We start from the raw sequence: 24,014 nt of genomic DNA on the forward strand, positions 1-24,014 counted from the left end.
AATAACTAAAAATCATGCAATAAAGTAAAAAATGTAACTCAATTTATAAACTACATTTAATAATGATCGAATTTTGTGAGTTAAATAAAAATGGATGAAGATAAAAAAAAATTATGGAAACAAGCGATAAAATGGCCTCTTTATTCTGTTGCCATACTTCCGGTTTTAATAACAGGGGCTTATATACTCAATCAATATGAAAAGGTAAAAATTTATAATTTGATTGCATTTACTTTAGCTGCAATTTTTATATTACTTTGGGAAAACCTAACTAATGATTTATTCGACGCAGAAACAGGAATCGATGAATTTAAATTCCATTCAATTGTAAATCTTATAAAAAATAAAAAAATAATTTCATTTATTGCATATACATCTTTAGTTATTGGTTTATTAATAATTTCAATTATTTCAGTATCAACAAGTATAAACATTTTGATTTTGGTGGCATCTTGCTGCTTCTTGGGATATTTATATCAAGGACCTCCTTTTAGATTTGGCTATCAAGGCTTAGGAGAACCATTATGCTGGCTTGCATTTGGACCTTTTGCCTACTCTGCAGTCTTAATTGCGTTAAATCCTTCTAATATTTACTTCGAAGATATTCCCTGGAAAGTTTCTTTATTACTTGGTTCAGGACCTTCATTAGCAACAACTCTTGTATTATTTTGTTCTCATTTTCATCAAATTTCAGAAGATAAAAAGCATGGGAAAAATTCACCTTTAGTTCGCCTAGGAGCAAAAAAAGGTTCTCAATTTGTGCCTTGGATAATTTTTACAATATATATTTTTCAACTTTTAACTATAGTTACTGGATTTATTCCAGTGTTGTGTATCCTTTATTTGATTAGTTTTCCTCAAGCAATAAGACTTATAAATTTATTAAAATCTTCTTATAAAAAACCTTCTGCAATAAAAAATTCCAAATTCGTCGCAATAAAATTTCAAACTCTTAATGGAGTTGGCTTAATCACAGGATTAATATTTAATTACTTGCTTAATAAATGAACTTAATATTTAAAAAAAAATCTTATAGCTTTAAGTTATCCACAAAAGTAGAAAATTCTAAAACCACTTATATTACAAAACTGGGTTGGATAATTAAATTAACAAGTAATGATAAAAAAATTGGATTTGGAGAAGTTTCACCACTTCTAGAAGAAGACTTAAAAAAATGTGCAAAACAACTAAATATGATCCCTGAGAATGTAGAAGTATTTAATTTATCTGAGCAAATAAATATTTTTCACCCATGCATTCAATCTGCAATAAATTCTGCATTAGCTGAGATAAATGGAAAAATAATTTTTAAAGAAAACTATGCCTTTGATGAAATTGATAAAACAGCCATACTGTTAAATTCTGAACATGTAATTTCAGAGCTAAATGAAATTAAAAAAAGACAATCTAATATTGGAAAATCAGTAACCATAAAATGGAAAGTAGCATTAAGAGATAACCATGTGGAAGAAGCAAATTTAGAAGAAATTTTAAGCCAAATAGGTAATAATATTAAGTTAAGAATAGATGCTAATGGTTCTTGGGTTAGAAAGATAGCTAATAGATGGGCTGATATTTTGAAAGATAACAAAAATATAGATTGGTTAGAACAACCTCTCTGTGTTGATGATATTGATGGAATGAAAGAACTCAACAAAAAAATCCCAATAGCCTTAGACGAATCACTTTTAAAATTTCCAACTTTGATTGATGAGTGGAAGGGTTGGCAAATTCGAAGGCCTTCTCAAGAAAATAATCCAGTTAAGCTTTTAAGAGAATTAGAAAATAAAAAAGCTTTAATATCTATAAGTACTTCATTTGAAACTGGAATAGGGAAGAGATGGCTTTATCATTTATCGTCTCTACAATTACAAGGACCAACTCCAAAAGTTCCTGGTTTAGCAATGAATAAATTCCCTAATTCGTTTCTCTTTTTAAATGAAGCAAAAAAGATATGGGATCAACTATGAAAAATAAAATTCATACTATTGAAGTTGAGAATAATGAAACTCAATCTGTAGAGAAAATTATTGAAAAAATTAGAGAGAATAAAATTATTTATGTAAAAAACAAATTTTATGAAGATGAAGATGTATTAGATTCAATTACTGAAAATGGGCCAGCAATTATATTAAACAGTAGTGGTAGTTCTGGAAAACCAAGAAAATGTTTTCACCATTTAGATAATCTTAAATTATCTGCATTTACATCAGGACAATGGCTAATAGAACAAGGCTTTGAATTGCAAAACTGCTTAATTTTAAATACTTTACCCCTGAACCATATAAGTGGCTTAATGCCAATTTTTAGAAGTCAAACTTGGGGATGTGATTGTATTAATATTTCTCCAAATTTAATAAAAAAAACTCGAGAACTTTTACTTTTTACAATTAAATCTAAAAAAAACAAAAAACACCTGATTACATCCTTAGTACCTACCCAATTACAAAGACTTTTAGCTCAAAAAGATGGTATTAGTTGGCTAAAAATTTTTGATCTAATTTGGTTAGGTGGAGCTTCTATTTCAGGCGAAACTGCAGAACAATGTAGAGAAGAAAAAATAAAATTAGCACCTTGTTACGGCTCAACTGAAACAGCAGCAATGATAACGAGTTTAAAACCAAAAGAATTCTTAATGGGTTTTGAGAATGTTGGAGAAATACTACCTGATACAAAAATAAGAATTAATGAACAAGGATTCATCGAAATAAAATCAGCTAGAATTGGAATCGAAATAACAAACTCTTTAAAAACTGAAAATTTCAGAAATAAAAATGGGTGGTGGCAAACAGGAGATTTAGGAGAAATTAATCAAATCAATAATTCTTTATATTTAAACTTTCTTGGAAGAAGTGATAACGCTTTTAATTCAGGAGGAGAAATCGTTTTCCCAGAGGTAATTAAATCTCGATTAAATAATTTCATTATGAAAGAAAATATCCCAATTAATAAATTCAATATTTCAAAAATACCTGACAAATTATGGGGAAATAAAATTAAAATAATAGTTGAATTTATAGAACTTACAAATAATAAAAATATTGAAAATTCATTAAATTTATTAAAAAAATTTTCTCAAAGTTGGCCTAAACATGAAAAACCTGAAAAGTGGATTGTTAAAAACAAAAATACCTGTGCAGAAAAAATAAACTATAAATTTAAAAAATAATAATTAGCATTCTTTTAAATTTGTACTTACATTTGAAGCCTCTATCCATCTTTCTAACTGATCGGGAAGTTCTATTTTATTTCTTGAATCAACATCTAAAGAACAATGTATTATTTTCCCTTCTGCTACTTTATTTTCATTTTTTATAAAAAAGCTATTTACTTGGAACAAATGAGTATTAATTTTATGAGGAGCAATTTGTACTTTTAAGAAATCTCCAATTTTTATAGGCGCAAGAAAGTTCGCTTCACAATTGATTATGGGAAATATAATTTTACTTTTACGTATAGAAAAATCTGGAAAAATATCTTGATAAGGAATGCCATAAATTTCAATACTCTCTTCCCAAGCTTCATGTGACCATTTTAATAAGTTATGAAAATGAATTACACCTGCAGAATCACAATCACCAAATCGTACTTTCTTCTTCAATATTAACCAATCGGAGGGTTTCATTTAAAGAACTTATCTATCAACAGATCCCATAATGACATCTATTGAACCAAGGATTGCCATAATATCCGCAATTTTGGCACCTTTAAGAATATGGGGCAATATTTGAAGATTATTTAAATCAGCTGCTCTTATTTTAAATCTCCATGGGGTAACTTCATTATTTCCTTGAATAAATACACCTATTTCTCCTTTCCCAGACTCTAATCTTGTATACAATTCGCCATTGGGAATTTTAAAAGTTGGAGCAACCTTCTTAGCTACATATTGATAGTCCATACCAAATATTTCACTCTTCTTATCTTCAGTCGCCATTCTTTGAGCTTCTAAATTTTCTGTTGGACCTCCTGGAATCATTTCACAGGCTTGGCGAATGATATTTAGTGATTGTCTCATCTCTTCAACTCTTACTCGATATCTCGCATAACAATCTCCTTCTTTTTCTGAAGCAATCTGCCAATCAAAATCTTCATAACATTCATAACTATCGACTTTCCTTAAATCCCATGAAACTCCAGAAGCCCTAAGCATTGGGCCAGACAAAGACCAATTAATTGCCTGATCTCTTTGTATTGTTCCAAGACCTTCAATTCTTTTTCTAAAGATAGGATTATTGGTGATTAATTTTTCGTATTCATCTATCTTAGGACCGAACCAATTGCAAAAGTCTATACATTTTTCTAACCATCCATAAGGGAGATCACAAGCAACACCGCCTATCCGAAAAAAATTATTATTTATTAGCCTTTGTCCAGTAGCAGCTTCCCAAAGATCATAAATCATTTCCCTTTCTCTAAAAATGTAGAAAAATGGAGTTTGGGCTCCTACATCTGCTAAAAAGGGGCCAAGCCATAAAAGATGATTAGCAATACGATTAAGTTCCAACATGAGAACTCTGATGTAACTAGCTCTTTTAGGAACTTTAATGTTAGCTAATCTTTCAGGAGCATTTACTACAATAGCTTCATAAAACATTCCTGCTGCATAATCCATTCTGCTTACATAAGGGACGTACATAACATTTGTCCTATTTTCAGCTATCTTTTCCATTCCTCTATGCAAATATCCAATTACGGGCTCACAATCAATAACATTCTCACCATCAAGGGTTACAACTAACCTTAAAACCCCATGCATTGATGGATGATGAGGGCCGAAATTGACCACCATTGGTTCTGTTCTAGTCTCTAGCTGAGCCATTAAAAATCTACTTCTAATTAAATCTTAGTCGAAAGTTATGCAAACTGACCTATCTGATTCATCTTTTTTCAATCATCAATCAGTTATGACAAATGAAATGATAGCCTCATTAGAGCATTACCCATTAATACAAAACAACCAACTTAAAGGGATAGACGCAACTTTAGGCGGAGGCGGGCACTCTTATCAGTTATTGAGAAAATATTCGGATTTAAAAATAATTGGTCTTGATCAAGATCCATTTGCAAGAAAATCAGCATCAAAAAAACTTGATGAATTTAAAAATAGGATTGATATAAAGGCTTCAAATTTTGCAGATTTTGTACCAAAAGAAAAAGTTTCTTTTGTGATTGCAGATCTTGGAGTAAATAGTAACCAAATAGATAACCCTAAAAGAGGATTTAGTTTCCAAAAAGATGGTCCACTTGATATGCGCATGAATCCTTTTCTTGAGGTTAATGCAGAAAAATTAATTGAGGATTTAAATGAAAAAGATCTAGCGAACCTAATTTATAAATATGGAGATGAGAGATTATCAAGAAAGATTGCTAGGAAAATAAAAATGGATTTGAAGGAAAATGGGAAATATTCTGGGACAAAAGAGTTAGCTTATTCTATTGCGGGCTGCTTCCCACCAAAACAAAGATATAAAAAAATACACCCAGCGACAAGAACATTTCAAGCACTAAGAATTGCCGTTAATAAAGAAATTGAAGTACTAGAAAAATTTTTGCAAGTTGTCCCTGAATGGCTTTTGCCGGGCGGTATTATTTCTATTATTAGTTTTCATTCCCTGGAGGATAGGTTAGTTAAAAATTCTTTTAAGTATGATCAAAGACTAAAAAACCTTACAAAAAAGCCAATAACCCCTTCCGAACAAGAAGTCGAATTAAATAAAAGAGCTAGAAGTGGAAAATTAAGAATTGCTCAATTAAATTAAAGAGCCAATAATTTCTATCGTAATGTTTTAATCGTATTTGTAAGAATATGAATTGCTTGTTTTATATCTTTTGAATTAGTGCTTAATCCAATACTTAACCTTATTGAAGATTCTGCTTCTTTAAAGGATCTACCTAAGGCTAGTAAAACATGAGATGGTTCACCATTACTGCATGCAGATCCACTAGAACAAATTATTTTAGATTTTAAAAGTTTATGAAACTTTGCTCCGTTTACATCCAATACAGTCAAATTTAAATTATGAGGTAATCTTTTTTCTATAGAGCCATTAATTAATAAACCAGAATTATTTTCTAACAAACCCTCTAAAAGGTTATTTCTATACAAAAGCAATTTCTCAGCATTATTTTTTTGATTAAAAACCGCTATCTCTATTGCTTTAGCGAAGCCAACTACTAAAGGAAGAGGTAATGTACCAGACCTGAAACCATATTCCTGACCTCCTCCAACAATTAAAGGCTCAAGATTAATTTCTTCATCAATCAAAAGAAGTCCGATTCCTTTAGGACCATATATTTTGTGAGAACTTATCGTAATCATATCTACATCTGATAAAAGATTGTCTAACTCGATATAACCTAAACATTGTGCGAAATCAGAGTGAAAGGTTATTCCTCTCGATTTACATATCTTTGAAATATTCTCTATAGGCTGAATAACGCCTATTTCGTTATTTGCCAACATGACACTTACCATAAATGTATCTTCTCTTATATTTTTTTTGAATTGTTCTTCTGAAATTAAGCCATCGTTATCAGGATTAATTTCTGTAACCATAAATCCTTCTTTTTTTAGTTGGTTGAGGGGCTCTAAAACAGCTTTATGCTCCGTTTTCAAGGTAATAATATGTCCATAATTTCCTGTTTTTTTATAGTAATTTCTAGCAAAACCTAATAATGCTAAGTTATTAGATTCTGTTGCACCACTTGTAAAAATAAGTTTTTTATTCTTAAGAAATAAATTTTTTTCTATTTTTTCTCTTGAGGCTTCCAATATAGCGCTTGCGTTAATACCGGCCAAATTAGATTTGCTTGCAGGATTAGAAAATATCTCACTCCAAAAGGGTTTCATAGAATCAACAACATCTTTAGAGCAAGGCGTCGAAGATTGATAATCTAGTAGTATAAGAGTTGATAGCATTATATTTAGTATATAAAATTCTCTTTAGTACTAGAAAATCAAATTTAAGAATTTAAAAAATGAATGAAATTAATCAAATAAATAATGAACAAGGAAGAAAATCAAGAATTTTATTAGTTGATGATGAGCCTGGTTTAAGAACAGCTGTTAAAACATTTCTAGAAGATGAAGGCTTTGAAATATTTATTGCAGTTGATGGTGAGGATGGCTGGGAAAAAGCTCAAACAGTTTTTCCCGATTTGATAATTAGCGATATTATGATGCCCCGAGCTAACGGGTATGATTTATTAGAAAAAATTAGAGAGGATGAAAAATTAGGAGGAACTCCAGTTATTTTTTTAACTGCAAAAGGAATGACCCTAGACAGAACAGAAGGTTATCTTGCAGGAGTTGATGATTATATTGCCAAACCTTTCGACCCCGATGAATTAGCTGCGAGAGTTAAAAATGTAATCAACAGACAAGAACGTTTACTAAAAGAGGCAGCTCGATTCGCAGATATTGATGTAAGCAAAATGGCGAAACAAATTACTGAAATAAAATCTATGCTCACAGACCAAAATCCCACTAATTCAGAAAATAAAAAAAATCTTCCTAGTTTTACTCCAAGAGAAGCAAGTGTCCTTCAACTTGTAGCAGAAGGACTGATGAATAAGGAAATTGCAAGACGGCTAGAAACATCTATTAGAAATGTAGAAAAATATGTAAGTAGACTTTTTATAAAGACAGGTACATCTAGCCGAACCGAATTAGTTCGTTATGCACTTGAAAATCATTTAGTAAAATAAATTATTTGATTTTTTCGAATTCAATTAGTTTTGAAAAATAAAAAGGAGCTTGATTTAATTTAGTTTTAACCACGTTAAATCCTTTTTCTTTAGCAGCTTTAATAATTCCGTTTTCTTTTAATGTATAAGCTCTTGTAGTTTTACTTGGCCCAGGAAATAATTTACCTATATTTTTCAGAACAGCAAGAACTGGAGTATAAGGAGCAAAGCTAACTATTAGTTTTTCTTTGCTTAAATCGCATAAATGTTGGACCATTTCTTCAGCGACCGGTTGAGGATAATGAATAAATACATCCAAACAAACTACAACATCAAATAATCCTTTTAATTGCTCAAGATCACAGACTTGATATTTAATTTTCCCTTGGTGCAAACCTAAATCATTTATGCGTTTCTTTGTTTCTTTAATCATTTCAGAAGAAATATCGCTTACCTGTAATTCTTTTATCCCAAGTCTTAGTAAAGGTATAGATAGACTTCCAACACCACATCCTGCATCACAAAAACTTTTTTTTGTTAGGTCAGGATAATTTTTGATGTATGAGACTACATCATCTACAGTCTTTTGATGTCCTTTTCTAATATTTTTCTGAACTGTATTAATTTCATCAGATTTGCTATAAATTTTATTCCATCTTTCAAAGCCAGTACCATTAAAATACTCCCTAACTTCACTTTTTTCGATAATCTTATTTGACGTCATAATATTCTATGAAAATTTATTCTTTTTATATTAACTAACTGGCGCCAAATTAATTGCACGCCATTATGGGAAAGAATTGATTTGTTATTTTGTCAGAATTGAGCCCTCAAGATATTTATAAAATCGCTGTCGTAATGGGTAGTGATTCAGATCTAAAAACATTGAAACCTGCTGTAGATATTTTAAGAGAATTTGGAATAAAAACTGAAGTTTTTATACTTTCTGCGCATCGAACACCTATTGAAATGATGGAATATGCAAAAAATGCAGAATCAGAAAACATAAAAGTAATAATTGCCGGTGCTGGTGGTGCTGCTCATCTTCCAGGTATGATGGCATCCCTAACTTGCATTCCTGTAATTGGAGTACCAGTAGAGAGTAAGACACTTAATGGGATTGACTCTCTTTTATCAATTGTTCAAATGCCCGCAGGGATACCAGTTGCAACAGTTGCAATTAATGGAGGTCAAAATGCTGGATTATTAGCAATAGAGATGATCAGTTTATTTGATGAATCTATGAAGGAAGATTTAAAAAAATACAGAGAAAATCTTCATAAACAGGTAAGAACTAAAAATAGTAAGTTATCAACTATTGGAGTTGAAAATTATCTTCAAAATAAATGAAATAATATTTTTCTATTAGCCCTTTTTGAGAAAGTTTTCTTTTTTAAGGTAGTTAATAACTGTTTCAACTGAATCATTTAAATCTAAAGAACCTGTATCAACCACAATTTCAGGATTATGAGGAGCTTCATATGGACTAGAAATTCCTGTAAAATCCTTAATTTCACCCAAACGCGCTTTCTTATAAAGACCTTTGGTATCCCTATTTTCGCAAACCTTGATATCTGCAGCACAATAAACTTCAATAAAATCCTTAGATCCAATAATTTTTCTCACCTTATCTCTATCGCTAATAAACGGTGAAACGAATGCAGTAATAGTTATTATCCCAGCATTCATAAATAAATTCGCAACTTCTCCAATTCTTCTTATATTTTCTTCTCTATCTTCATCCGAAAACCCAAGATCTTTACATAAACCGTGTCTAATATTGTCTCCATCCAACACGTAAGTTGAAAAACCATCTAAGTGTAAAACTTCATTTAAAGCGTTGGCCAAAGTACTTTTACCAGAGCCTGATAAACCTGTAAACCATATAACCATTCCTTTATGACCTCTCATTTTCTCTAATTTTTGTCTATCAATAGTTAAATTGTGCCACTTTATATTGGTTGAATTTGTTTGATCTTGTTCTTTCATTGTTTGAATCATCAAAATTAAAAACCTATCCTAACTCTTGCTTCATAAATTATGAAATCCCTCTTTACGAAGAAACTCAATTGATTTCAATACCATATCACCCTGTAACTGGATATTACTATCAATTAATGTACCTCCGGTCCCACAAAAAATTTTCATTTTTTTAAGCAATTCTTTTAATAAGATTTCATCCTCAGTTCCTAAACCTCTAATTAAAGTGATCGTCTTGCCCTTTTTACCTTTTTTTTGTTTTGAAATATTGATTTTTGATCTTTTATTAAAAGTATCAACCTTAGCTGTTTCTTCAGATTTTTTTTCTTGATTATCAAATTCGATCCAATTCATTTTTCCCATTATTTTCAATATAATCTATAGTTAGTTAATACTTATTCTATAGAAAAAGTGGTAAGTACATTTTCTCGCCAAGATCAAAATTATAAAAATGACGATTTAAATCAACCCTCCAAAGATGGAAGGTTTGGAAAGTATGGTGGTCAATATGTTCCTGAAACGCTAATGCCCGCTCTTTTTGAGCTTGAAACAGCTGCAGAAAATGCATGGAAAGATAAACTTTTTGTAAAAGAATTAAATCATCTACTTAAAACTTATGTAGGAAGAGAAACACCACTTTATGAAGCCAAAAGACTTACTGAACATTACAAAACGAAACAAGCAACTCCAAGAATATGGCTTAAAAGAGAAGATTTAAATCATACTGGTGCTCATAAAATCAATAATGCTCTTGGACAAGCTTTATTAGCAATAAGAATGGGAAAAAAAAGGATAATTGCAGAAACTGGAGCAGGTCAGCATGGAGTTGCTACGGCTACTGTTTGTGCGAGATTTGGCTTGAAATGCATTATCTATATGGGTGCTGAGGATATAAAAAGGCAATCTCTCAACGTCTTTAGAATGAAATTGCTAGGAGCTGAAGTTAAAGTTGTAAATTCTGGAACTGCAACACTTAAGGATGCCACTAGTGAAGCTATTAGAGATTGGGTTTCTAATGTCGAAACCACACACTACATTTTAGGATCTGTTGCTGGTCCACACCCTTTCCCAAAGATTGTGCGAGATTTTCATGCAGTTATAGGAGAAGAAACTAAAAAACAATGCCTGGAATTATTTGGATCTTTACCAGATATTCTACTTGCTTGTGTAGGTGGAGGATCAAATGCAATGGGCCTTTTCCATCCTTTCGTTAAAGAAAAATCTGTAAGATTAATTGGAGTTGAAGCCGCTGGAAGCGGAGTTGATTCTGACAAGCATGCTGCAACTATCACTAAAGGGTCAGTTGGAATTTTGCATGGATCCATGAGTCTTCTTTTACAAGATGATAATGGTCAAGTACAAGAAGCCCACTCAATAAGTGCAGGGTTAGATTACCCTGGAGTAGGTCCTGAACATAGCTATTTAAAAGATATAGGTAGAGCAGAATATGGAGCAGTAACAGACCAAGAAGCTTTAGATGCTTTGAGACTTGTTAGTGAACTTGAAGGTATTATACCAGCACTTGAAACTTCCCATGCCTTTGCTTGGTTAAATAAATTATGCCCTAATCTTGAAAAAGATACTCATATAGTTATCAATTGCTCTGGAAGAGGTGACAAAGATGTTAATACTGTTGCATCTTCATTGGATATTTAATCAATATCTAGGAATTGATGGGTCAATATATCTACTCCATCCATCAATACCTTCCTCTAAATTCCATATTTCGCTCACAATATTATTATCTAAGGACCATTGACAAAAGTTATAACTTCTTATTCCTGCATGACAGGTAACAACTATTTCTCTGTTTAAGAAACCAGCAAATATTTCTTCAACATATTCAGATGTGACTTTACTAATTGGTATATGTAAAAATTCTTTTGAGAAACGAGCTATTTCAAGCTCTGAATGTTCTCTTACATCAATCAAGACTGGATCTTCTTTTTCAGAATTAAACCAATCATTAAGACTAGAAGCATTTATAGATTTTGGATAATTCCCCAATTGCAAGGATAAATTATGTGTTATTTACAATTTAATAAATTAAGTTGCAGGAATAAATTTATTGTTAAAAATAAAAATAAACATTGATAATGAAACTGAGAGTAGTAGCAATAATACTATTATTATCTTTATTACTTTTTGTTGGTTTTAAAAAAGTTTCTGCAAATAAAAATAAGGATCAAAGTACAAAAATTGAGCAATTAAATATCTTAAAATATATACCTGAAAACAATAAATTATTATTTATTTCAAATATAGATATTTCTAAGATTATTAATAATATTGAAAAAGATAAAAATCCAAAAATTAAAGATAAAATTGTTTTAATAAAAGATTCCATATTAGATTACTTAGGTATAGATCTAGGCAAAAATAAATTAGAAAATGTTTATAATAATGAACTTATAATTTCAACTTCTGAGAATAATAAAAATCTTAAAGATGATATTTTGATAGTTTTTAAAATTAATCCAGAAAAAAAACTAGATGATATATTGCATCTCTCCAATCAAATTGATCATACTAATGAAATAATTCCAATTTATAGAGAAAATAAACTAAATTACCTTAAGTTTATATATAGAACTGAAGATAATTATATTATTGCTTCATCAGATAAGAAATTAATCATAAATAGCATTAACTCTAGTAATCAGTTTAAAAAAATAAAATTTAAATATGAAAGAGAAATTTTGGGACTAGAAAACCAAAAAAATATATTATTTACAGAAACATTTGGGAAAAGTATATTTTTTAATAATGAAATTTTCCCCGAGGGAAATGAGGATGTTATAGCAACAACAGTTGACTTAAAAAATAAACATTTAATTTTAAAATCATATTTACTAAATAATAAAAAAAATATTGATATTCATTCTTACGATAAGCTAGTCAATAAAGAGAATAAAAATGAAGATAATCCTGAATTTTCAATTTTTAGTGATATAAAAAATTTTGACAAATATCTAAAACCTTTAGTAAATAATTTTGAAAAAAGTTTTTTTGAAGAGTTTAATCAAAAAACAAATCAAGATATTTTAATTCTCAATTCAAGTAAAGATTGGCTTTTTACATTTGAAAAGAATAATAAAGATCAAATTGATTTGAGTGATATGAAAAAACTAAAAGATTTCAACAAATATACCTTAAAACAAAATGAAGATATTTACTCGATGTATTCCAAAAATATTCTTGAAGAAGAAGACGATATAATAAAAAAATTAACTTATGAAAATATTTATTCAATAGAATCAGGAGGTTTACAAATCATAAGTAATTATTTAATTGATCATAAAAAGCTAGAAAAAATCTCAAAAAAATTTTTTAACCTCAAAAGTAATAAAGATAACTCTGCTTTTCTTTATTCAAACGTTGATATCAAAGATGTAAATTCTAATCAAATTGAATATTTTTCTAATTTAAAAGATTTTATTTTTCTCATTAGAAATATTTTAAAAATATCAAATGAAGAATCTCTAGAAATCATAAAACAATCTATTCCTGAAAAAAATCCAATTCTTTATGTAGAAAAAAGTTTAAAAATAATTTAATAAATTTATTAAAATAAGCTCAAAAAACAATCAATTTAAATTTTCTTGGAGTTAATAACTTGTGGTTAATTAAAAATTAATTGACTATCTTTAATCTATAAGTATTTGATATTGAATTAAGAAATTGGATAACAACAAACTAATTTTAAAACCAGGATTAGAGGGCGTACCAGTTACTAATTCATCTATCTGTGATATTGACGGTAACAAAGGTAAATTACTGTATAGAGGCTACTCCATTGAGGAACTATCAAAAAAAAGCAGTTTTTTAGAAACTGCTTATCTATTGATTTGGGGTGAATTACCTACAGCCATGCAACTTAGGGATTTTGAACAAGAAGTTCAGATGCATCGCAGGTTAAGTTTTAGAGTCAGAGATATGATGAAATGTTTCCCAGCGACAGGTCATCCCATGGACGCTCTACAATCTAGTGCAGCTTCTTTAGGGCTTTTCTATTCACGAAGAGCAATAGATGATCCTAATTACATCTATAACGCAGTGATAAGACTCATAGCAAAAATACCCACTATGATTGCTGCGTTTCAACTTATTAGAAAAGGACAAGACCCAATTCAACCTCGAGATGATTTAACTTATTCATCAAATTTTCTTTACATGCTGACTGAAAAAGAACAAGATCCTATAGCTGCAAAAGTTTTTGATAGATGTTTAATTCTACATGCTGAACATAGTTTAAATGCCAGCACATTTAGCGCTAGAGTGACCGCAAGCACTCTTACAGACCCATATGCTGTTATCGCTTCTGCAGTAGGAACTCTGGCTGGACCGCTTCATGGAGGAGCAAATGAGGATGTGATTGCAATGTTAGAAGAAATCAAAACTCCAGAAAATGCGGCTTCTTTTTTAGATAACGCGATAAAAAATAAAAGTAAGATAATGGGCTTTGGTCATAGAGAATACAAAGTTAAAGATCCAAGAGCAATTATTCTTCAAAAACTTGCAGAAGAGCTTTTTATTAGATTTGGAGCAGATGAAATGTATGAAGTTGCTAAATCATTAGAGGCAGAAGCAATACCAAGACTTGGACCAAAGGGTATATTCCCTAACGTAGATTTTTATTCTGGTCTTGTTTATAGAAAACTTGGTATTCCTCGTGATTTATTTACTCCAATTTTTGCCATATCAAGGGTTGCCGGTTGGTTAGCTCATTGGAGAGAGCAACTTGGAGCAAATAGAATTTTTAGGCCATCTCAAATCTATACTGGTTCAGCTCCAAGACATTGGATCAGCTTAGAAAATAGAGAATAATATTTGCGGCTTTTCATAAAAAACACACATATTGTTGGTAACGAGTTAATGTATTAAGTAAATAACGTCAAAATTTTGGAATACGGATTAGATCTCGAATATAGTTTTAATGAATTCTTAAAAGGTTTTGGCCTTTCTAGTGAAATTGCTCATATCATTTGGCTCCCTCTACCTATGCTTTTGGTTTTAGTAGCGGCAGTTGTTGGCGTTTTAGTAACAGTTTGGCTTGAAAGAAAAATATCTGCTGCTGCTCAACAAAGAATAGGTCCAGAATATGCAGGAGCGCTAGGTGTACTCCAACCAATTGCAGATGGTCTTAAGTTACTAGTCAAAGAAGATATTATTCCTGCTAAAGCGGATGGAATTCTTTTCACTGCAGGACCTATATTAGTTCTTGTCCCAGTTATTCTCTCCTGGCTAATTGTTCCTTTTGGACAAAATCTTTTAATAAGTAATGTTGGTATTGGAATTTTCCTATGGATTGCTTTGAGCAGTATTCAGCCAATTGGACTTCTTATGAGCGGATATGCATCAAATAATAAATATTCATTATTAGGCGGACTAAGAGCAGCTGCTCAATCTATAAGTTACGAAATACCTTTAGCTTTATCTGTACTGGCTATAGTACTAATGACAAATTCTCTAAGTACTATTGACATTGTTAACCAACAAAGTGGTGCTGGAATCCTAAGTTGGAATATTTGGAGACAACCGGTTGGTTTTATAGTCTTTTGGATTTGTGCTCTTGCAGAATGTGAAAGACTTCCATTTGACTTACCTGAAGCTGAAGAAGAATTAGTTGCAGGATATCAAACTGAATATGCAGGGATGAAATTCGCATTGTTCTATCTTGGCAGTTACATTAATCTAATCCTTTCAGCATTATTGGTATCAATACTTTATTTGGGAGGATGGGGTTTTCCTATTCCAGTTGAATTAATAGCTAAGTTTCTTAATTTACCTATTAATGCACCCTTCATACAAGTTTTCACTGCATCAATAGGAATTATAATGACTGTTTTGAAAGCATATCTTTTAGTATTTGTTGCAATATTATTACGTTGGACAACTCCTAGAGTAAGAATAGATCAACTTTTAGATCTAGGATGGAAGTTTCTTCTTCCAATTTCTCTTGCTAATCTTTTGATAACTGCAGGATTAAAACTTGCTTTTCCGCAATTCTTTGGTGGTTAAATTTAAGTAAAAATACTTAAATTTAAAATTAATCCACTAAAATAAATTAACCAAGTAAATTCTTCAAAATGAAAAATTTCCTTCAACAAATAAATAGCTATATCAAAGAGGCATTTAATGCTGGCAAATATTTATATAATGGTTTATCAGTAACTTTTGATCATCTTCGGAGAAGACCAGTTACGGTTCAATATCCATATGAAAAACTAATACCATCTGAAAGATATAGGGGAAGGATTCACTATGAATTCGATAAATGTATAGCTTGTGAAGTTTGTGTGAGAGTATGTCCAATAAATCTACCAGTAGTTGACTGGGTGATGAACAAAGAAACAAAAAAAAAGGAACTTAGAAATTATTCAATAGACTTTGGAGTTTGTATATTTTGTGGTAATTGTGTTGAATATTGTCCAACCAATTGCCTATCAATGACCGAAGAGTATGAATTAGCTACTTTCGACAGACATAATTTAAATTTTGATAATGTTGCACTCGGTAGACTCCCTACTAACGTCACAACAGATCCGTCAGTAAAACCACTAAGAGAACTAGCCTATCTACCCAAAGGTGTAATGGATCCTCATGAAATCCCAGCTTCAGATCTAAGAGTTGGTAAATTACCTGAAGAAGTCTATGATTGGATGAAACCAGACTCCAATGACAATAAAGATAAAATTCCTAATCCAAACAATTAATTTATGTCAATTGCAATAACAACTCAAATTCTTTGTTTTATAGTTCTATCTTTAGTAGTTCTTATTGGAGCACTTGGTGTTGTATTGCTCGAAAGTATTGTCTATTCAGCCTTTCTTCTTGGAGGGGTTTTCATGAGTGTGGCAGGATTATATCTACTTTTAAATGCAAGTTTTGTTGCTGCAGCACAAGTTCTAGTTTATGTCGGCGCAGTCAATGTTTTAATAATTTTTGCAATAATGCTAGTCAATAAAAAAGAAGATTTAAAGCCCATAAATGACATTAAATCGAGGAGAATTATATCAACAACGATATGTTTAACTTTACTCAGCCTTTTAATAAGAGTTGACTTGACCAATGTATGGAGTTTATCAAGCCCCGAAAAATCTATAGGAGAAGAATCAACTATTAGAATTGGTGAACATTTATTTAGTGATTATTTACTACCATTTGAATTAGCTTCAGTTTTACTTTTAATGGCTATGATTGGGGCTATTGTTTTAGCTAGAAGAGATGTAATGAACAAAGATATTTCAACTGGACTACCTGTAGATCAAGAGTTAATTGAAAAATCATCAGAACCATTACTCACAAATAAAAATTAATCCTTTAACTTTCTTATAATGAATTTAGAATCAATTCCTATTCAAGCTTTTTTGATAGTTTCTTCGGTACTATTTTGTATTGGTATTTGGGGATTATTAAATAGTAGAAATGCAGTCAGAGTTCTAATGAGTATTGAATTAATGCTCAATGCGGTAAATATAAATTTGATGACTTTTTCTTCTTATATTGATAATAATTTAATTCAAGGACAAGTTTTTACAATTTTTGTTATTACTGTTGCTGCCGCAGAAGCAGCCGTTGGATTAGCTATACTTTTATCGCTTTACAGGAATAGGGTAACTGTAGATATGGAAAGTTTTAATTTATTAAAATGGTAAAAGCATTTAATGAAACTTTCATTAGTGCTCATTATATATCGTTCAGATAGTTCTATCGCTCTAGAGGCTTCTAAATTCTGTGAAGAAGTACTAAAAACCAAAAATATTAAATCCAACAGGATTGAAAGTGATTTTCATAAAGATGAAATTGAAAAATATCTTTGTAATTCAGAATTTCAACCAGATATTGGCATCGTTCTTGGTGGTGATGGAACTTTCCTAAAATGTGCAAATGCATTAGCGAATTATGATATTCCTTTATTGAGCATTAATATTGGTGGTAATTTAGGGTTTCTTACTCAAGAAAAAGATTTTTTATTTGACGAATCCTTTATTGAAATCCTTGAAAACGAAGAATATGTTATTGATTTTCGTAATAGATTAAATTGTAATGTTTATACTAGTGGAAGAAGTCCTGAGAAAAAAATTATAAAAAGCTACGACGCATTAAATGATTTTTATTTCAAATCTGTTGAAGAGGATATTTCTCCTACGAACCAAATACAAATTGAAATCGATAATGAGAAGGTGAATGAATATAAAGGTGATGGATTGATTATATCTACTTCAACTGGTTCAACGGCATACTCAATGGCCGCAGGTGGTCCAATAGTACATCCTAGTATAGATGCAATGATAATTAACCCTATTTGCCCAATGAGTTTAGCTAGTAGACCGATCGTTATACCTAATACAAGTAGGGTAATTATTAAACCAGTGAAAAAAAGTAAAGGAGAAATTAAATTATGGAGAGATGGTCAAAAATGTATTACTATTAAGGAAAATTTTTATTGTGAGATCAAAAAAAGTAAATCATCCTGCAAAATAATCAAGTTTAAAAAAAGCACTAACTATTACAATACTTTAATAAAAAAACTAGATTGGAAAGGTGATTTATCTCTAAAAAATTCAAAAAATTAAATGGCTCTTGAAATAGAAAGACGATTTCTTATAAAAAATGATAATTGGAAAGAATTCATCACTAAAAAAATCTTTATTGAACAAGGTTATTTATCAAAGAATTTAGATGATTGGATTATTAGGATAAGGTTTACAGGTAAAGACTTTAAAATTGCACTCAAAAAACATATCAAAAGCTTTACCAACTTTGAATTTGAATACTCAATTCCACGAAAAGATGGTGAAACAATAATGTCAAATCTTTCAAAGACAATCAAAAAAGAAAGATTCTTTTTAGAAGTTGAAAAAAAATCTTGGATTATAGATTGCTTTAAAGAAAATAATTATCCACTTGAAATTGCCGAAATCGAACTTTCCAATGAAAAGGAAGATTTAAGTCTTCCATCTTTCATATCAAAAGAAATAACTGGGCTGAAACATTACTCCAATTTCAGTCTTGCTAACAAACCTTTTTCAAAATGGAAAGAAAACTATTTGACAACTTTCAAAAGTAACTAGTCAAAGGAGTCACCTATCCTTTATATTTTCTTTATATTTAAATAAATTATTTTTATCTTCTTCAAATGTATGGTCTATACGATAAAGAAGGAATATTGAGATTTGTTGATTCAGACAAGGATGCATGCATTGCATATGCTGAGCTCTTCGAATTAGGTTCTACAAATTATTGTCTGATGGATTTAGCTAATGATAGAAAACAATTAAATGGTACTACTAATCTTGATCAGAGTCTGGAAGTGAGCAACAATTAAATCCATCTCTACAAATCTTTCCATTATCCATTGCCCAATTCAAAAGTGCCACTCTATTTTTAGAACCAGTTTTTGTAAACATATTACTTACATGATTATCAACAGTTCTTTTACTAATAGTTAGTTTTACCGCAATTTCTTGATTTGTAAGCCCATCAGCTACAAGATCAATGATTTCCATCTCTCTTGCTGAGAGACCCATCATATCAATGTTGTTTACTTCTTCTTCAACCATTTGCATTTAAACAGTTCCTTTTTTATATTAATTAAGTTTAGCAATCTCAGTACACTTGTTAACCAAGTAGGAAACAAAAGCAATTGAAATCAAAACTTCAGCAGACTTTAGAAAAAAAATCTAAAGTAATAACGGCAGAGTTAATGCCGCCCAGAGGTGGAAGCCCCATAAGATCTCTTAAGATAGCACAACTTTTGAAAGATAAGGTACATGCTGTTAACATTACCGACGGAAGCAGAGCTGTAATGAGAATGTGCAGCTTAGCAATGTCCAAACTATTACTAGAAAATGGAATAGAACCAGTAATGCAAATATCTTGTAGAGATCGTAATAAAATTGCTTTACAATCTGACATTCTGGGAGCAAATGCTTTAGGAATTAGAAACATTTTATGCATTACCGGTGATTCAGTAAAAGCTGGGGATCAACAAGATGCTAAAGCAGTTCATGAATTTGAATCAGTTAGATTACTTCAACAAATTCAGGCCTTCAATAAAGGAATAGATCCTACTCTAGGAGAACTTTCAGATAAAAAAACATTTATTTTTTCAGGCGCTGCTGCTGATCCTAGTTCCAGAAATCAAAGAAGTGTAGAAAATAGAATAAGAAAGAAAAAAGAGGCTGGAGCTGGATTCATACAAACTCAAATGGTTATGGAAAAAGAAAATTTGATAGAATTTTGTGAAAATATTAGCAACCCTCTTGAAATTCCTGTAATTGCAGGTGTCTTCCTATTGAAGTCTTACAAAAACGCTCTCTTTATAAACAAATACGTCCCGGGTGTCAACATCCCTGAAAATATCTTAAATCGTCTTAAAGATGCTAAAGACCCTTTACAGGAAGGTATTGAAATTGCAGCTGAGCAAGCCCATGATTTTTTTAATATCGCAAATGGTATTCATCTAATGGCAGTTAAGGCAGAGCATCTAATTCCTGAGATTCTAGAAAAAGCTGATCTTAATCTGGAATATTAATCAAATCAGTACCTAACAATTCAGCCATTGCCTTCTGCTGTGGAGATGGCTCAGTCATATCAGATCTTCTTGAATCTGTTATCAACCAATCCAAAGATGCATCTTGCAAATCGAAGTGATCTCCATTTTTGCCTACACAATAACGGCCAAATACTAATTTATCAACCAATCGAACACCCTTACCGATTTTTGAATAATCAAAAATAATTGAATTGTCAATTATTGCACCTTCGCAAATACAACAACTTGGGCCTATCATTGTTGGCCCAATAATTGTTGCACCATCTTCTATTCTTGTCATTCCACCAATATATACTGGCCCGGTAATATCAACTGTGTCCCAATTAGCAGCAACATTTAATCCAGTGAAAACTCCAGGTTTAACTTCTTTTCCAGGTATCTCTACTTGTCTCACCCTTCCTTGCAATACATTACGTATAGCACTCCAATAATCAGGAACTTTTCCAATATCTACCCATTCGAAATCCATTGGTAGTGCAAAAAATGGCAAATCCATTTCAACAAGTTTAGGAAAAAGATCAGCCCCAATATCAAATTTTTCACCTGATGGTATGTAATTAAAAATTTCAGGTTCAAAAAGATAAATACCTGTATTAATAGAGTCACTTAAAGCTTTATCTATAGATGGCTTTTCTTGAAACGCCTTAATTCGACCAGTTTCATCCGAAACTACTACACCATAACTTGATACTTGATCTCTAGTTACTGTTTTAGTGATTAAACTTGCTACTGCTCCCTTTGCCTTATGTTTCTTAACTGCTTCAGTTAAATCTAAGTCAACTAGAGCATCGCCACAAAGTACAACAAAAGTTTCATCGAAGAATTTCTGAAAATCTTGAATTTTTTTTAATCCTCCTGCTGAACCCAAAGCATCCCCAATTAATTCCCCATCTTCAATTCTACCTTCAAAACTATATGCTATCTCTACACCAAATCTTTGACCATCCCTAAAGTAATTCTCAATTTCCTCAGCAAGATGAGAAACATTAACCATTATTTCTTTAAAGCCATGCTCTTTTAAGAGTTCTAAAAGAAACTCCATTACAGGTTTTTGTAAAATCGGAATCATTGGTTTTGGAATTATATGCGTTATGGGCTGAACACGTGTACCTTTTCCTGCCGCAAGTATCATTGCCTTCATGAATTCAGAACCTCTTTTTAAAGATTATACGTTATTACTATTAAGCTGCTAAGCAGCAGAGGTAGAGTTATTCGTTATCTCAAGATTTTCTATGGGCAATTGAGCTAAGCCTCCATCAGGAATTATTCTCTTAATTTGTATTGGGCCATATAAGGAATTAATTTGTTTAATTTCAACTTTGTTTTCAGATGATAAAAATAACAACGCCCAAAAAACTCCAAGTCGATCTTTATCTAAATCATTTTTTACAACTGTTTGCCATTTCTTAACTAGATATTCAAAATCAGTCCATTGTAATGCTTTTTCCCACCCATCAATAAATTGTCCTAATGCTTTAGTCGTTTCTGGAAGTTTCTCACGATGTGCTAGGGATTTTACTTGAGAAATTAAAGCCCTATTTGAATATTTTTTATTTCTTTTTCTCTTCATAATCAGAAGATCTTGGGTTTCTATAACTTCAGCAATAGACTCTAATTGACTTACCAATTCGCCCAAGGTCGTTGTACGTTGAAGAATTGGTTGTGCTATAGATCTTCTCCTAAGATATTTTTCAGGGTATTTTGGAATATTAAATTCTTGATCAATCCAATCCTGATCATCCACGTCAAAATCATCTTCAAAATCTGTCCGATTTTCTGTAAAAACATCTGATTCCAAAACTTGAGCCTTTAAATTAACGAGTACGGAAGCTGCAAAAAATGCCTCGCTTGTCTCAGATAAATCCTTATGATATGAACTTTGATTATTTGATTTTTTTTCAAAATTGTGTGGATATTGCTCTAAAAAGCTATCAATAACACTTATGACATCAATATCCCATGGATCAAGATCACCTTTACCAGCTGCGTCTTGAAGAAACTTAATCAACAATCTAGGTCCCAATTGTTGCCTATCTATAGGGTTGGAATAGGATATTGTAAAATAATTAATTACTACTCATAAGATATCTTCTTATTTATTGAACGCAAAAAAATATTGTATTAATTTAAGAAACTAAATTGTTGGAGCCTTTAAAATCTGATTTCTTTTATTTCCTGAGAAAATATTTGTTTTCACAGTATTTTTAACCGCAGTTAAATCTCTATCTACTAAATTATTAATAGATGCAAGATAACTTTCAGTAACTAATCTTGGGTATAAACCTATTCCAATTATCGGCAAAAGTAAACAAGCAATAATATAAACTTCCCTAGGTTCTGCATCAATAAGTTTTCTTTCTTCGGTTAATTTGGGATTTTCTTTACCAAAGAAAATTTCTCGTAACATTGACAGTAGATAAATAGGAGTAAGTATTACCCCTATAGCAGCTAAAGATGCCATAACTATCCTAAACGGAAGTGTATAAACTTCATCGGTAACAAATCCTGTAAATACCATTAATTCGGAGACGAATCCACTCATGCCTGGCAAAGCAAGTGAAGCAAGAGAGCAAGCAGTCCATAGGGCAAACATAATTCTCATTTTCTGTCCTACACCACTCATTTCATCAAGTTTCAGAGTCTTTGTTCTATCATAAGTAGCTCCAACAAGAAAAAATAAACTAGCCCCAATTAATCCATGACTAACCATTTGTAGCATTGCTCCGCTTGTTCCGAGGCTACTAAAACTTCCTATTCCAATAAGAACAAAACCCATATGACTTATAGAACTATATGCAATTTTTCTTTTGAGATTTCTTTGTGCAAAGGAAGTTAGTGCAGCATAAATTATATTTACTACTCCAAGAACTATTAATAATGGGGCAAATTGAGCATGAGCAACGGGTAATAATTGCGCATTAAATCTTAAAAGAGCATATCCTCCCATCTTCAATAAAATTCCAGCTAGAAGCATATGTACAGGAGCTGTAGCTTCTCCATGAGCGTCTGGGAGCCAAGTATGAAGGGGTACTATTGGAAGTTTTACTCCAAATGCAATTAAGAGACCCACATAACATAGTATTTGAAATTTTTGACTAAAATCTTGAGCTGCCAAGTGAGAAAACTCAAAGTTAGGAATTTCTGTACCGTAGAAACCCATAGCCAATGCTGCTAAAAGAATAAATATAGAGCTGCCAGCTGTATAAATAATGAATTTTGTTGCTGCATATTGTCTATTTTTACCACCCCATATAGCCAATAATAAATAGACAGGAATTAATTCAAGTTCCCAAGTTAGAAAGAATAAAAGCATATCTTGAACGGCAAATACAGCAATTTGCCCACCATCCATAACCAATATTAAAAAGAAAAATAACTTTGATTTGAACTTAACTGGCCATGCAGCTAAAACAGCTAAGGAAGTTATAAAACTAGTTAATAATATTAACGGCATTGAAATACCGTCAGCACCAACTGACCAAGTAAGACCTAGATCAGGAAGCCAACTAATATTTTCTTTAAGTTGAACATTTTCATTATTAATATCAAAGCCATTTATATATGAACCTACAGTTATCAAAAAAGTTATAAGTGCAATAGATAAAGCAAACCATCTAACCTCTTTTCCATCGCCTTTATCTGGGAAAAAAGGTATCACAAATGCACTACCAATTGGGAACAAAATTGAAGCCGATAGCCAAGGGAAATTAGACAATCCAGCTCCCAAAGTTCCTAACATTTGTGTCGCAAAATGTGTAAAAAAATAAGTACTCAATTTAATAAG

At 31.2% G+C, this 24,014-nt stretch carries 28 protein-coding genes; 17 read left to right on the forward strand and 11 right to left on the reverse strand.

Going from position 1 to position 24,014, the window contains the following annotated elements; genetic code table 11:
• The first annotated feature begins 90 nt into the window (after nt 1–90).
• From menA to EU96_RS05075, 3 genes are read left to right on the forward strand one after another with little or no spacing between them, the layout of a single operon-like run.
• Nucleotides 91–1,008 (forward strand): 2-carboxy-1,4-naphthoquinone phytyltransferase, encoded by a 918-nt coding sequence (gene menA / locus EU96_RS05085; protein ID WP_032526525.1) that lies wholly within the window; start codon nt 91–93, stop codon nt 1,006–1,008.
• A complete protein-coding gene (locus EU96_RS05080; RefSeq protein WP_032526526.1) occupies nt 1,005–1,970 on the forward strand; it encodes an o-succinylbenzoate synthase in 966 nt (321 codons plus the stop codon). Before menA ends, EU96_RS05080 begins: the two co-directional genes overlap by 4 nt.
• Nucleotides 1,967–3,169, forward strand: a complete 1,203-nt coding sequence (locus tag EU96_RS05075; RefSeq protein WP_032526572.1) for an AMP-binding protein — start codon at nt 1,967–1,969, stop codon at nt 3,167–3,169. Before EU96_RS05080 ends, EU96_RS05075 begins: the two co-directional genes overlap by 4 nt.
• A 3-nt stretch (nt 3,170–3,172) precedes the next feature.
• On the opposite strand, the gene EU96_RS05070 is transcribed toward EU96_RS05075, so the two are convergent.
• On the reverse strand, nt 3,173–3,625 hold the full coding sequence (locus EU96_RS05070) for an acyl-CoA thioesterase (RefSeq protein ID WP_032526527.1): 453 nt from the start codon (nt 3,623–3,625) through the stop codon (nt 3,173–3,175).
• A gap of 9 nt (nt 3,626–3,634) precedes the next feature.
• Nucleotides 3,635–4,822, reverse strand: coding sequence for an NAD(P)H-quinone oxidoreductase subunit H (locus EU96_RS05065; protein WP_032526528.1), 1,188 nt, complete (start codon nt 4,820–4,822; stop codon nt 3,635–3,637).
• Between the two features lie 37 nt (nt 4,823–4,859).
• Between EU96_RS05065 and rsmH the strand changes: the two genes are divergently transcribed.
• Entirely contained in the window at nt 4,860–5,762 is a 903-nt protein-coding gene (rsmH, locus tag EU96_RS05060) for a 16S rRNA (cytosine(1402)-N(4))-methyltransferase RsmH (RefSeq protein ID WP_032526529.1), read from the forward strand.
• A 14-nt stretch (nt 5,763–5,776) separates the two neighbouring features.
• On the opposite strand, the gene EU96_RS05055 is transcribed toward rsmH, so the two are convergent.
• Entirely contained in the window at nt 5,777–6,922 is a 1,146-nt protein-coding gene (locus tag EU96_RS05055) for a cysteine desulfurase family protein (RefSeq protein ID WP_032526530.1), read from the reverse strand.
• Between the two features lie 59 nt (nt 6,923–6,981).
• Here EU96_RS05055 and EU96_RS05050 point away from each other — a divergent pair, with 59 nt between their 5' ends.
• The gene (locus EU96_RS05050) at nt 6,982–7,710 is read left to right on the forward strand and encodes a response regulator transcription factor (protein WP_032526531.1); all 729 of its coding nucleotides are present in this window, start codon (nt 6,982–6,984) and stop codon (nt 7,708–7,710) included.
• A gap of 1 nt (nt 7,711) precedes the next feature.
• Here EU96_RS05050 and bchM read toward each other — a convergent pair whose 3' ends face one another.
• Nucleotides 7,712–8,413 (reverse strand): magnesium protoporphyrin IX methyltransferase, encoded by a 702-nt coding sequence (gene bchM / locus EU96_RS05045; protein WP_032526533.1) that lies wholly within the window; start codon nt 8,411–8,413, stop codon nt 7,712–7,714.
• Nucleotides 8,414–8,502: 89 nt separating this feature from the next.
• On the opposite strand from bchM, the gene purE reads away from it, so the two are divergent.
• On the forward strand, nt 8,503–9,039 hold the full coding sequence (gene purE / locus EU96_RS05040; protein WP_032526535.1) for a 5-(carboxyamino)imidazole ribonucleotide mutase: 537 nt from the start codon (nt 8,503–8,505) through the stop codon (nt 9,037–9,039).
• A gap of 15 nt (nt 9,040–9,054) precedes the next feature.
• Here purE and cysC read toward each other — a convergent pair whose 3' ends face one another.
• On the reverse strand, nt 9,055–9,678 hold the full coding sequence (cysC, locus tag EU96_RS05035) for an adenylyl-sulfate kinase (RefSeq protein ID WP_032526573.1): 624 nt from the start codon (nt 9,676–9,678) through the stop codon (nt 9,055–9,057).
• A 42-nt stretch (nt 9,679–9,720) separates the two neighbouring features.
• Entirely contained in the window at nt 9,721–10,032 is a 312-nt protein-coding gene (locus tag EU96_RS05030) for a translation initiation factor SUI1 (protein WP_032526537.1), read from the reverse strand.
• Nucleotides 10,033–10,080: 48 nt separating this feature from the next.
• Here EU96_RS05030 and trpB point away from each other — a divergent pair, with 48 nt between their 5' ends.
• Nucleotides 10,081–11,325, forward strand: a complete 1,245-nt coding sequence (gene trpB / locus EU96_RS05025; protein WP_032526538.1) for a tryptophan synthase subunit beta — start codon at nt 10,081–10,083, stop codon at nt 11,323–11,325.
• On the opposite strand, the gene EU96_RS05020 is transcribed toward trpB, so the two are convergent.
• A complete protein-coding gene (locus EU96_RS05020; RefSeq protein WP_032526574.1) occupies nt 11,326–11,676 on the reverse strand; it encodes a rhodanese-like domain-containing protein in 351 nt (116 codons plus the stop codon).
• 89 nt (nt 11,677–11,765) lie between these two features.
• On the opposite strand from EU96_RS05020, the gene EU96_RS05015 reads away from it, so the two are divergent.
• The 9 genes from EU96_RS05015 (at nt 11,766) to EU96_RS04975 (ending at nt 19,000) form a co-directional block, all read left to right on the forward strand.
• Nucleotides 11,766–13,226, forward strand: coding sequence for a hypothetical protein (locus EU96_RS05015; RefSeq protein ID WP_032526539.1), 1,461 nt, complete (start codon nt 11,766–11,768; stop codon nt 13,224–13,226).
• A 124-nt stretch (nt 13,227–13,350) separates the two neighbouring features.
• On the forward strand, nt 13,351–14,496 hold the full coding sequence (locus EU96_RS05010; protein ID WP_032526540.1) for a citrate synthase: 1,146 nt from the start codon (nt 13,351–13,353) through the stop codon (nt 14,494–14,496).
• A 75-nt stretch (nt 14,497–14,571) separates the two neighbouring features.
• Nucleotides 14,572–15,690: an NADH-quinone oxidoreductase subunit NuoH gene (nuoH, locus tag EU96_RS05005; protein WP_158465669.1), complete on the forward strand. Its 1,119-nt coding sequence runs from the start codon at nt 14,572–14,574 to the stop codon at nt 15,688–15,690.
• 68 nt (nt 15,691–15,758) lie between these two features.
• Nucleotides 15,759–16,385, forward strand: a complete 627-nt coding sequence (gene ndhI, locus EU96_RS05000; protein ID WP_032526542.1) for an NAD(P)H-quinone oxidoreductase subunit I — start codon at nt 15,759–15,761, stop codon at nt 16,383–16,385.
• A gap of 3 nt (nt 16,386–16,388) precedes the next feature.
• Nucleotides 16,389–16,988 carry an NADH-quinone oxidoreductase subunit J gene (locus EU96_RS04995; RefSeq protein WP_032526543.1) on the forward strand — a complete coding sequence of 200 codons (600 nt, stop codon included), beginning with the start codon at nt 16,389–16,391 and terminating at the stop codon, nt 16,986–16,988.
• 18 nt (nt 16,989–17,006) lie between these two features.
• Nucleotides 17,007–17,327: an NADH-quinone oxidoreductase subunit NuoK gene (gene nuoK, locus EU96_RS04990; protein WP_032526545.1), complete on the forward strand. Its 321-nt coding sequence runs from the start codon at nt 17,007–17,009 to the stop codon at nt 17,325–17,327.
• 9 nt (nt 17,328–17,336) lie between these two features.
• Nucleotides 17,337–18,248, forward strand: a complete 912-nt coding sequence (locus EU96_RS04985) for an NAD(+) kinase (protein WP_032526546.1) — start codon at nt 17,337–17,339, stop codon at nt 18,246–18,248.
• Entirely contained in the window at nt 18,249–18,746 is a 498-nt protein-coding gene (locus EU96_RS04980; protein ID WP_032526547.1) for a CYTH domain-containing protein, read from the forward strand.
• 65 nt (nt 18,747–18,811) lie between these two features.
• The gene (locus EU96_RS04975) at nt 18,812–19,000 is read left to right on the forward strand and encodes a hypothetical protein (RefSeq protein WP_032526548.1); all 189 of its coding nucleotides are present in this window, start codon (nt 18,812–18,814) and stop codon (nt 18,998–19,000) included.
• Here the strand turns inward: EU96_RS04975 and EU96_RS04970 are convergent.
• Nucleotides 18,963–19,241: a helix-turn-helix domain-containing protein gene (locus EU96_RS04970; protein WP_032526549.1), complete on the reverse strand. Its 279-nt coding sequence runs from the start codon at nt 19,239–19,241 to the stop codon at nt 18,963–18,965. The two genes, EU96_RS04975 and EU96_RS04970, sit on opposite strands and share 38 nt — an antisense overlap.
• Nucleotides 19,242–19,318: 77 nt before the next feature.
• Here EU96_RS04970 and EU96_RS04965 point away from each other — a divergent pair, with 77 nt between their 5' ends.
• Entirely contained in the window at nt 19,319–20,209 is an 891-nt protein-coding gene (locus EU96_RS04965) for a methylenetetrahydrofolate reductase (RefSeq protein WP_032526550.1), read from the forward strand.
• Here the strand turns inward: EU96_RS04965 and EU96_RS04960 are convergent.
• The 3 genes from EU96_RS04960 to EU96_RS04950 all read right to left on the reverse strand — a co-directional run bounded on the left by EU96_RS04960 (nt 20,193) and on the right by EU96_RS04950 (nt 23,969).
• Nucleotides 20,193–21,371, reverse strand: coding sequence for a nucleotidyltransferase family protein (locus EU96_RS04960; protein ID WP_032526552.1), 1,179 nt, complete (start codon nt 21,369–21,371; stop codon nt 20,193–20,195). The genes EU96_RS04965 and EU96_RS04960 overlap by 17 nt on opposite strands.
• Nucleotides 21,372–21,419: 48 nt before the next feature.
• Complete coding sequence (locus EU96_RS04955) at nt 21,420–22,241, reverse strand: segregation/condensation protein A (protein WP_032526576.1); 822 nt, start codon at nt 22,239–22,241, stop codon at nt 21,420–21,422.
• 123 nt (nt 22,242–22,364) lie between these two features.
• Nucleotides 22,365–23,969 (reverse strand): NAD(P)H-quinone oxidoreductase subunit 4, encoded by a 1,605-nt coding sequence (locus EU96_RS04950; RefSeq protein WP_032526553.1) that lies wholly within the window; start codon nt 23,967–23,969, stop codon nt 22,365–22,367.
• Nucleotides 23,970–24,014: the final 45 nt, after the last annotated feature.

Source organism: Prochlorococcus marinus str. MIT 9302 (genome assembly GCF_000759975.1).
Lineage (GTDB): Bacteria > Cyanobacteriota > Cyanobacteriia > PCC-6307 > Cyanobiaceae > Prochlorococcus_A > Prochlorococcus_A marinus_M.

What these genes read in the sequence shown, in the direction of transcription:
- EU96_RS05080 (WP_032526526.1), top strand. Translation starts at nt 1,005, where the DNA reads ATGAACTTAATATTTAAAAAAAAATCTTATAGCTTTAAGTTATCCACA.
- EU96_RS05055 (WP_032526530.1), bottom strand. Translation starts at nt 6,922, where the DNA reads ATGCTATCAACTCTTATACTACTAGATTATCAATCTTCGACGCCTTGC.
- rsmH (WP_032526529.1), top strand. Translation starts at nt 4,860, where the DNA reads ATGCAAACTGACCTATCTGATTCATCTTTTTTCAATCATCAATCAGTT.
- EU96_RS04970 (WP_032526549.1), bottom strand. Translation starts at nt 19,241, where the DNA reads ATGCAAATGGTTGAAGAAGAAGTAAACAACATTGATATGATGGGTCTC.
- EU96_RS04950 (WP_032526553.1), bottom strand. Translation starts at nt 23,969, where the DNA reads ATGTTAGGAACTTTGGGAGCTGGATTGTCTAATTTCCCTTGGCTATCG.
- EU96_RS04960 (WP_032526552.1), bottom strand. Translation starts at nt 21,371, where the DNA reads ATGAAGGCAATGATACTTGCGGCAGGAAAAGGTACACGTGTTCAGCCC.
- cysC (WP_032526573.1), bottom strand. Translation starts at nt 9,678, where the DNA reads ATGAAAGAACAAGATCAAACAAATTCAACCAATATAAAGTGGCACAAT.
- EU96_RS04985 (WP_032526546.1), top strand. Translation starts at nt 17,337, where the DNA reads ATGAAACTTTCATTAGTGCTCATTATATATCGTTCAGATAGTTCTATC.
- EU96_RS05015 (WP_032526539.1), top strand. Translation starts at nt 11,766, where the DNA reads ATGAAACTGAGAGTAGTAGCAATAATACTATTATTATCTTTATTACTT.
- EU96_RS05065 (WP_032526528.1), bottom strand. Translation starts at nt 4,822, where the DNA reads ATGGCTCAGCTAGAGACTAGAACAGAACCAATGGTGGTCAATTTCGGC.
- menA (WP_032526525.1), top strand. Translation starts at nt 91, where the DNA reads ATGGATGAAGATAAAAAAAAATTATGGAAACAAGCGATAAAATGGCCT.
- bchM (WP_032526533.1), bottom strand. Translation starts at nt 8,413, where the DNA reads ATGACGTCAAATAAGATTATCGAAAAAAGTGAAGTTAGGGAGTATTTT.
- EU96_RS04980 (WP_032526547.1), top strand. Translation starts at nt 18,249, where the DNA reads ATGGCTCTTGAAATAGAAAGACGATTTCTTATAAAAAATGATAATTGG.
- EU96_RS05070 (WP_032526527.1), bottom strand. Translation starts at nt 3,625, where the DNA reads ATGAAACCCTCCGATTGGTTAATATTGAAGAAGAAAGTACGATTTGGT.
- EU96_RS05030 (WP_032526537.1), bottom strand. Translation starts at nt 10,032, where the DNA reads ATGGGAAAAATGAATTGGATCGAATTTGATAATCAAGAAAAAAAATCT.
- ndhI (WP_032526542.1), top strand. Translation starts at nt 15,759, where the DNA reads ATGAAAAATTTCCTTCAACAAATAAATAGCTATATCAAAGAGGCATTT.
- EU96_RS05075 (WP_032526572.1), top strand. Translation starts at nt 1,967, where the DNA reads ATGAAAAATAAAATTCATACTATTGAAGTTGAGAATAATGAAACTCAA.
- EU96_RS05050 (WP_032526531.1), top strand. Translation starts at nt 6,982, where the DNA reads ATGAATGAAATTAATCAAATAAATAATGAACAAGGAAGAAAATCAAGA.
- EU96_RS04975 (WP_032526548.1), top strand. Translation starts at nt 18,812, where the DNA reads ATGTATGGTCTATACGATAAAGAAGGAATATTGAGATTTGTTGATTCA.
- EU96_RS04995 (WP_032526543.1), top strand. Translation starts at nt 16,389, where the DNA reads ATGTCAATTGCAATAACAACTCAAATTCTTTGTTTTATAGTTCTATCT.
- nuoK (WP_032526545.1), top strand. Translation starts at nt 17,007, where the DNA reads ATGAATTTAGAATCAATTCCTATTCAAGCTTTTTTGATAGTTTCTTCG.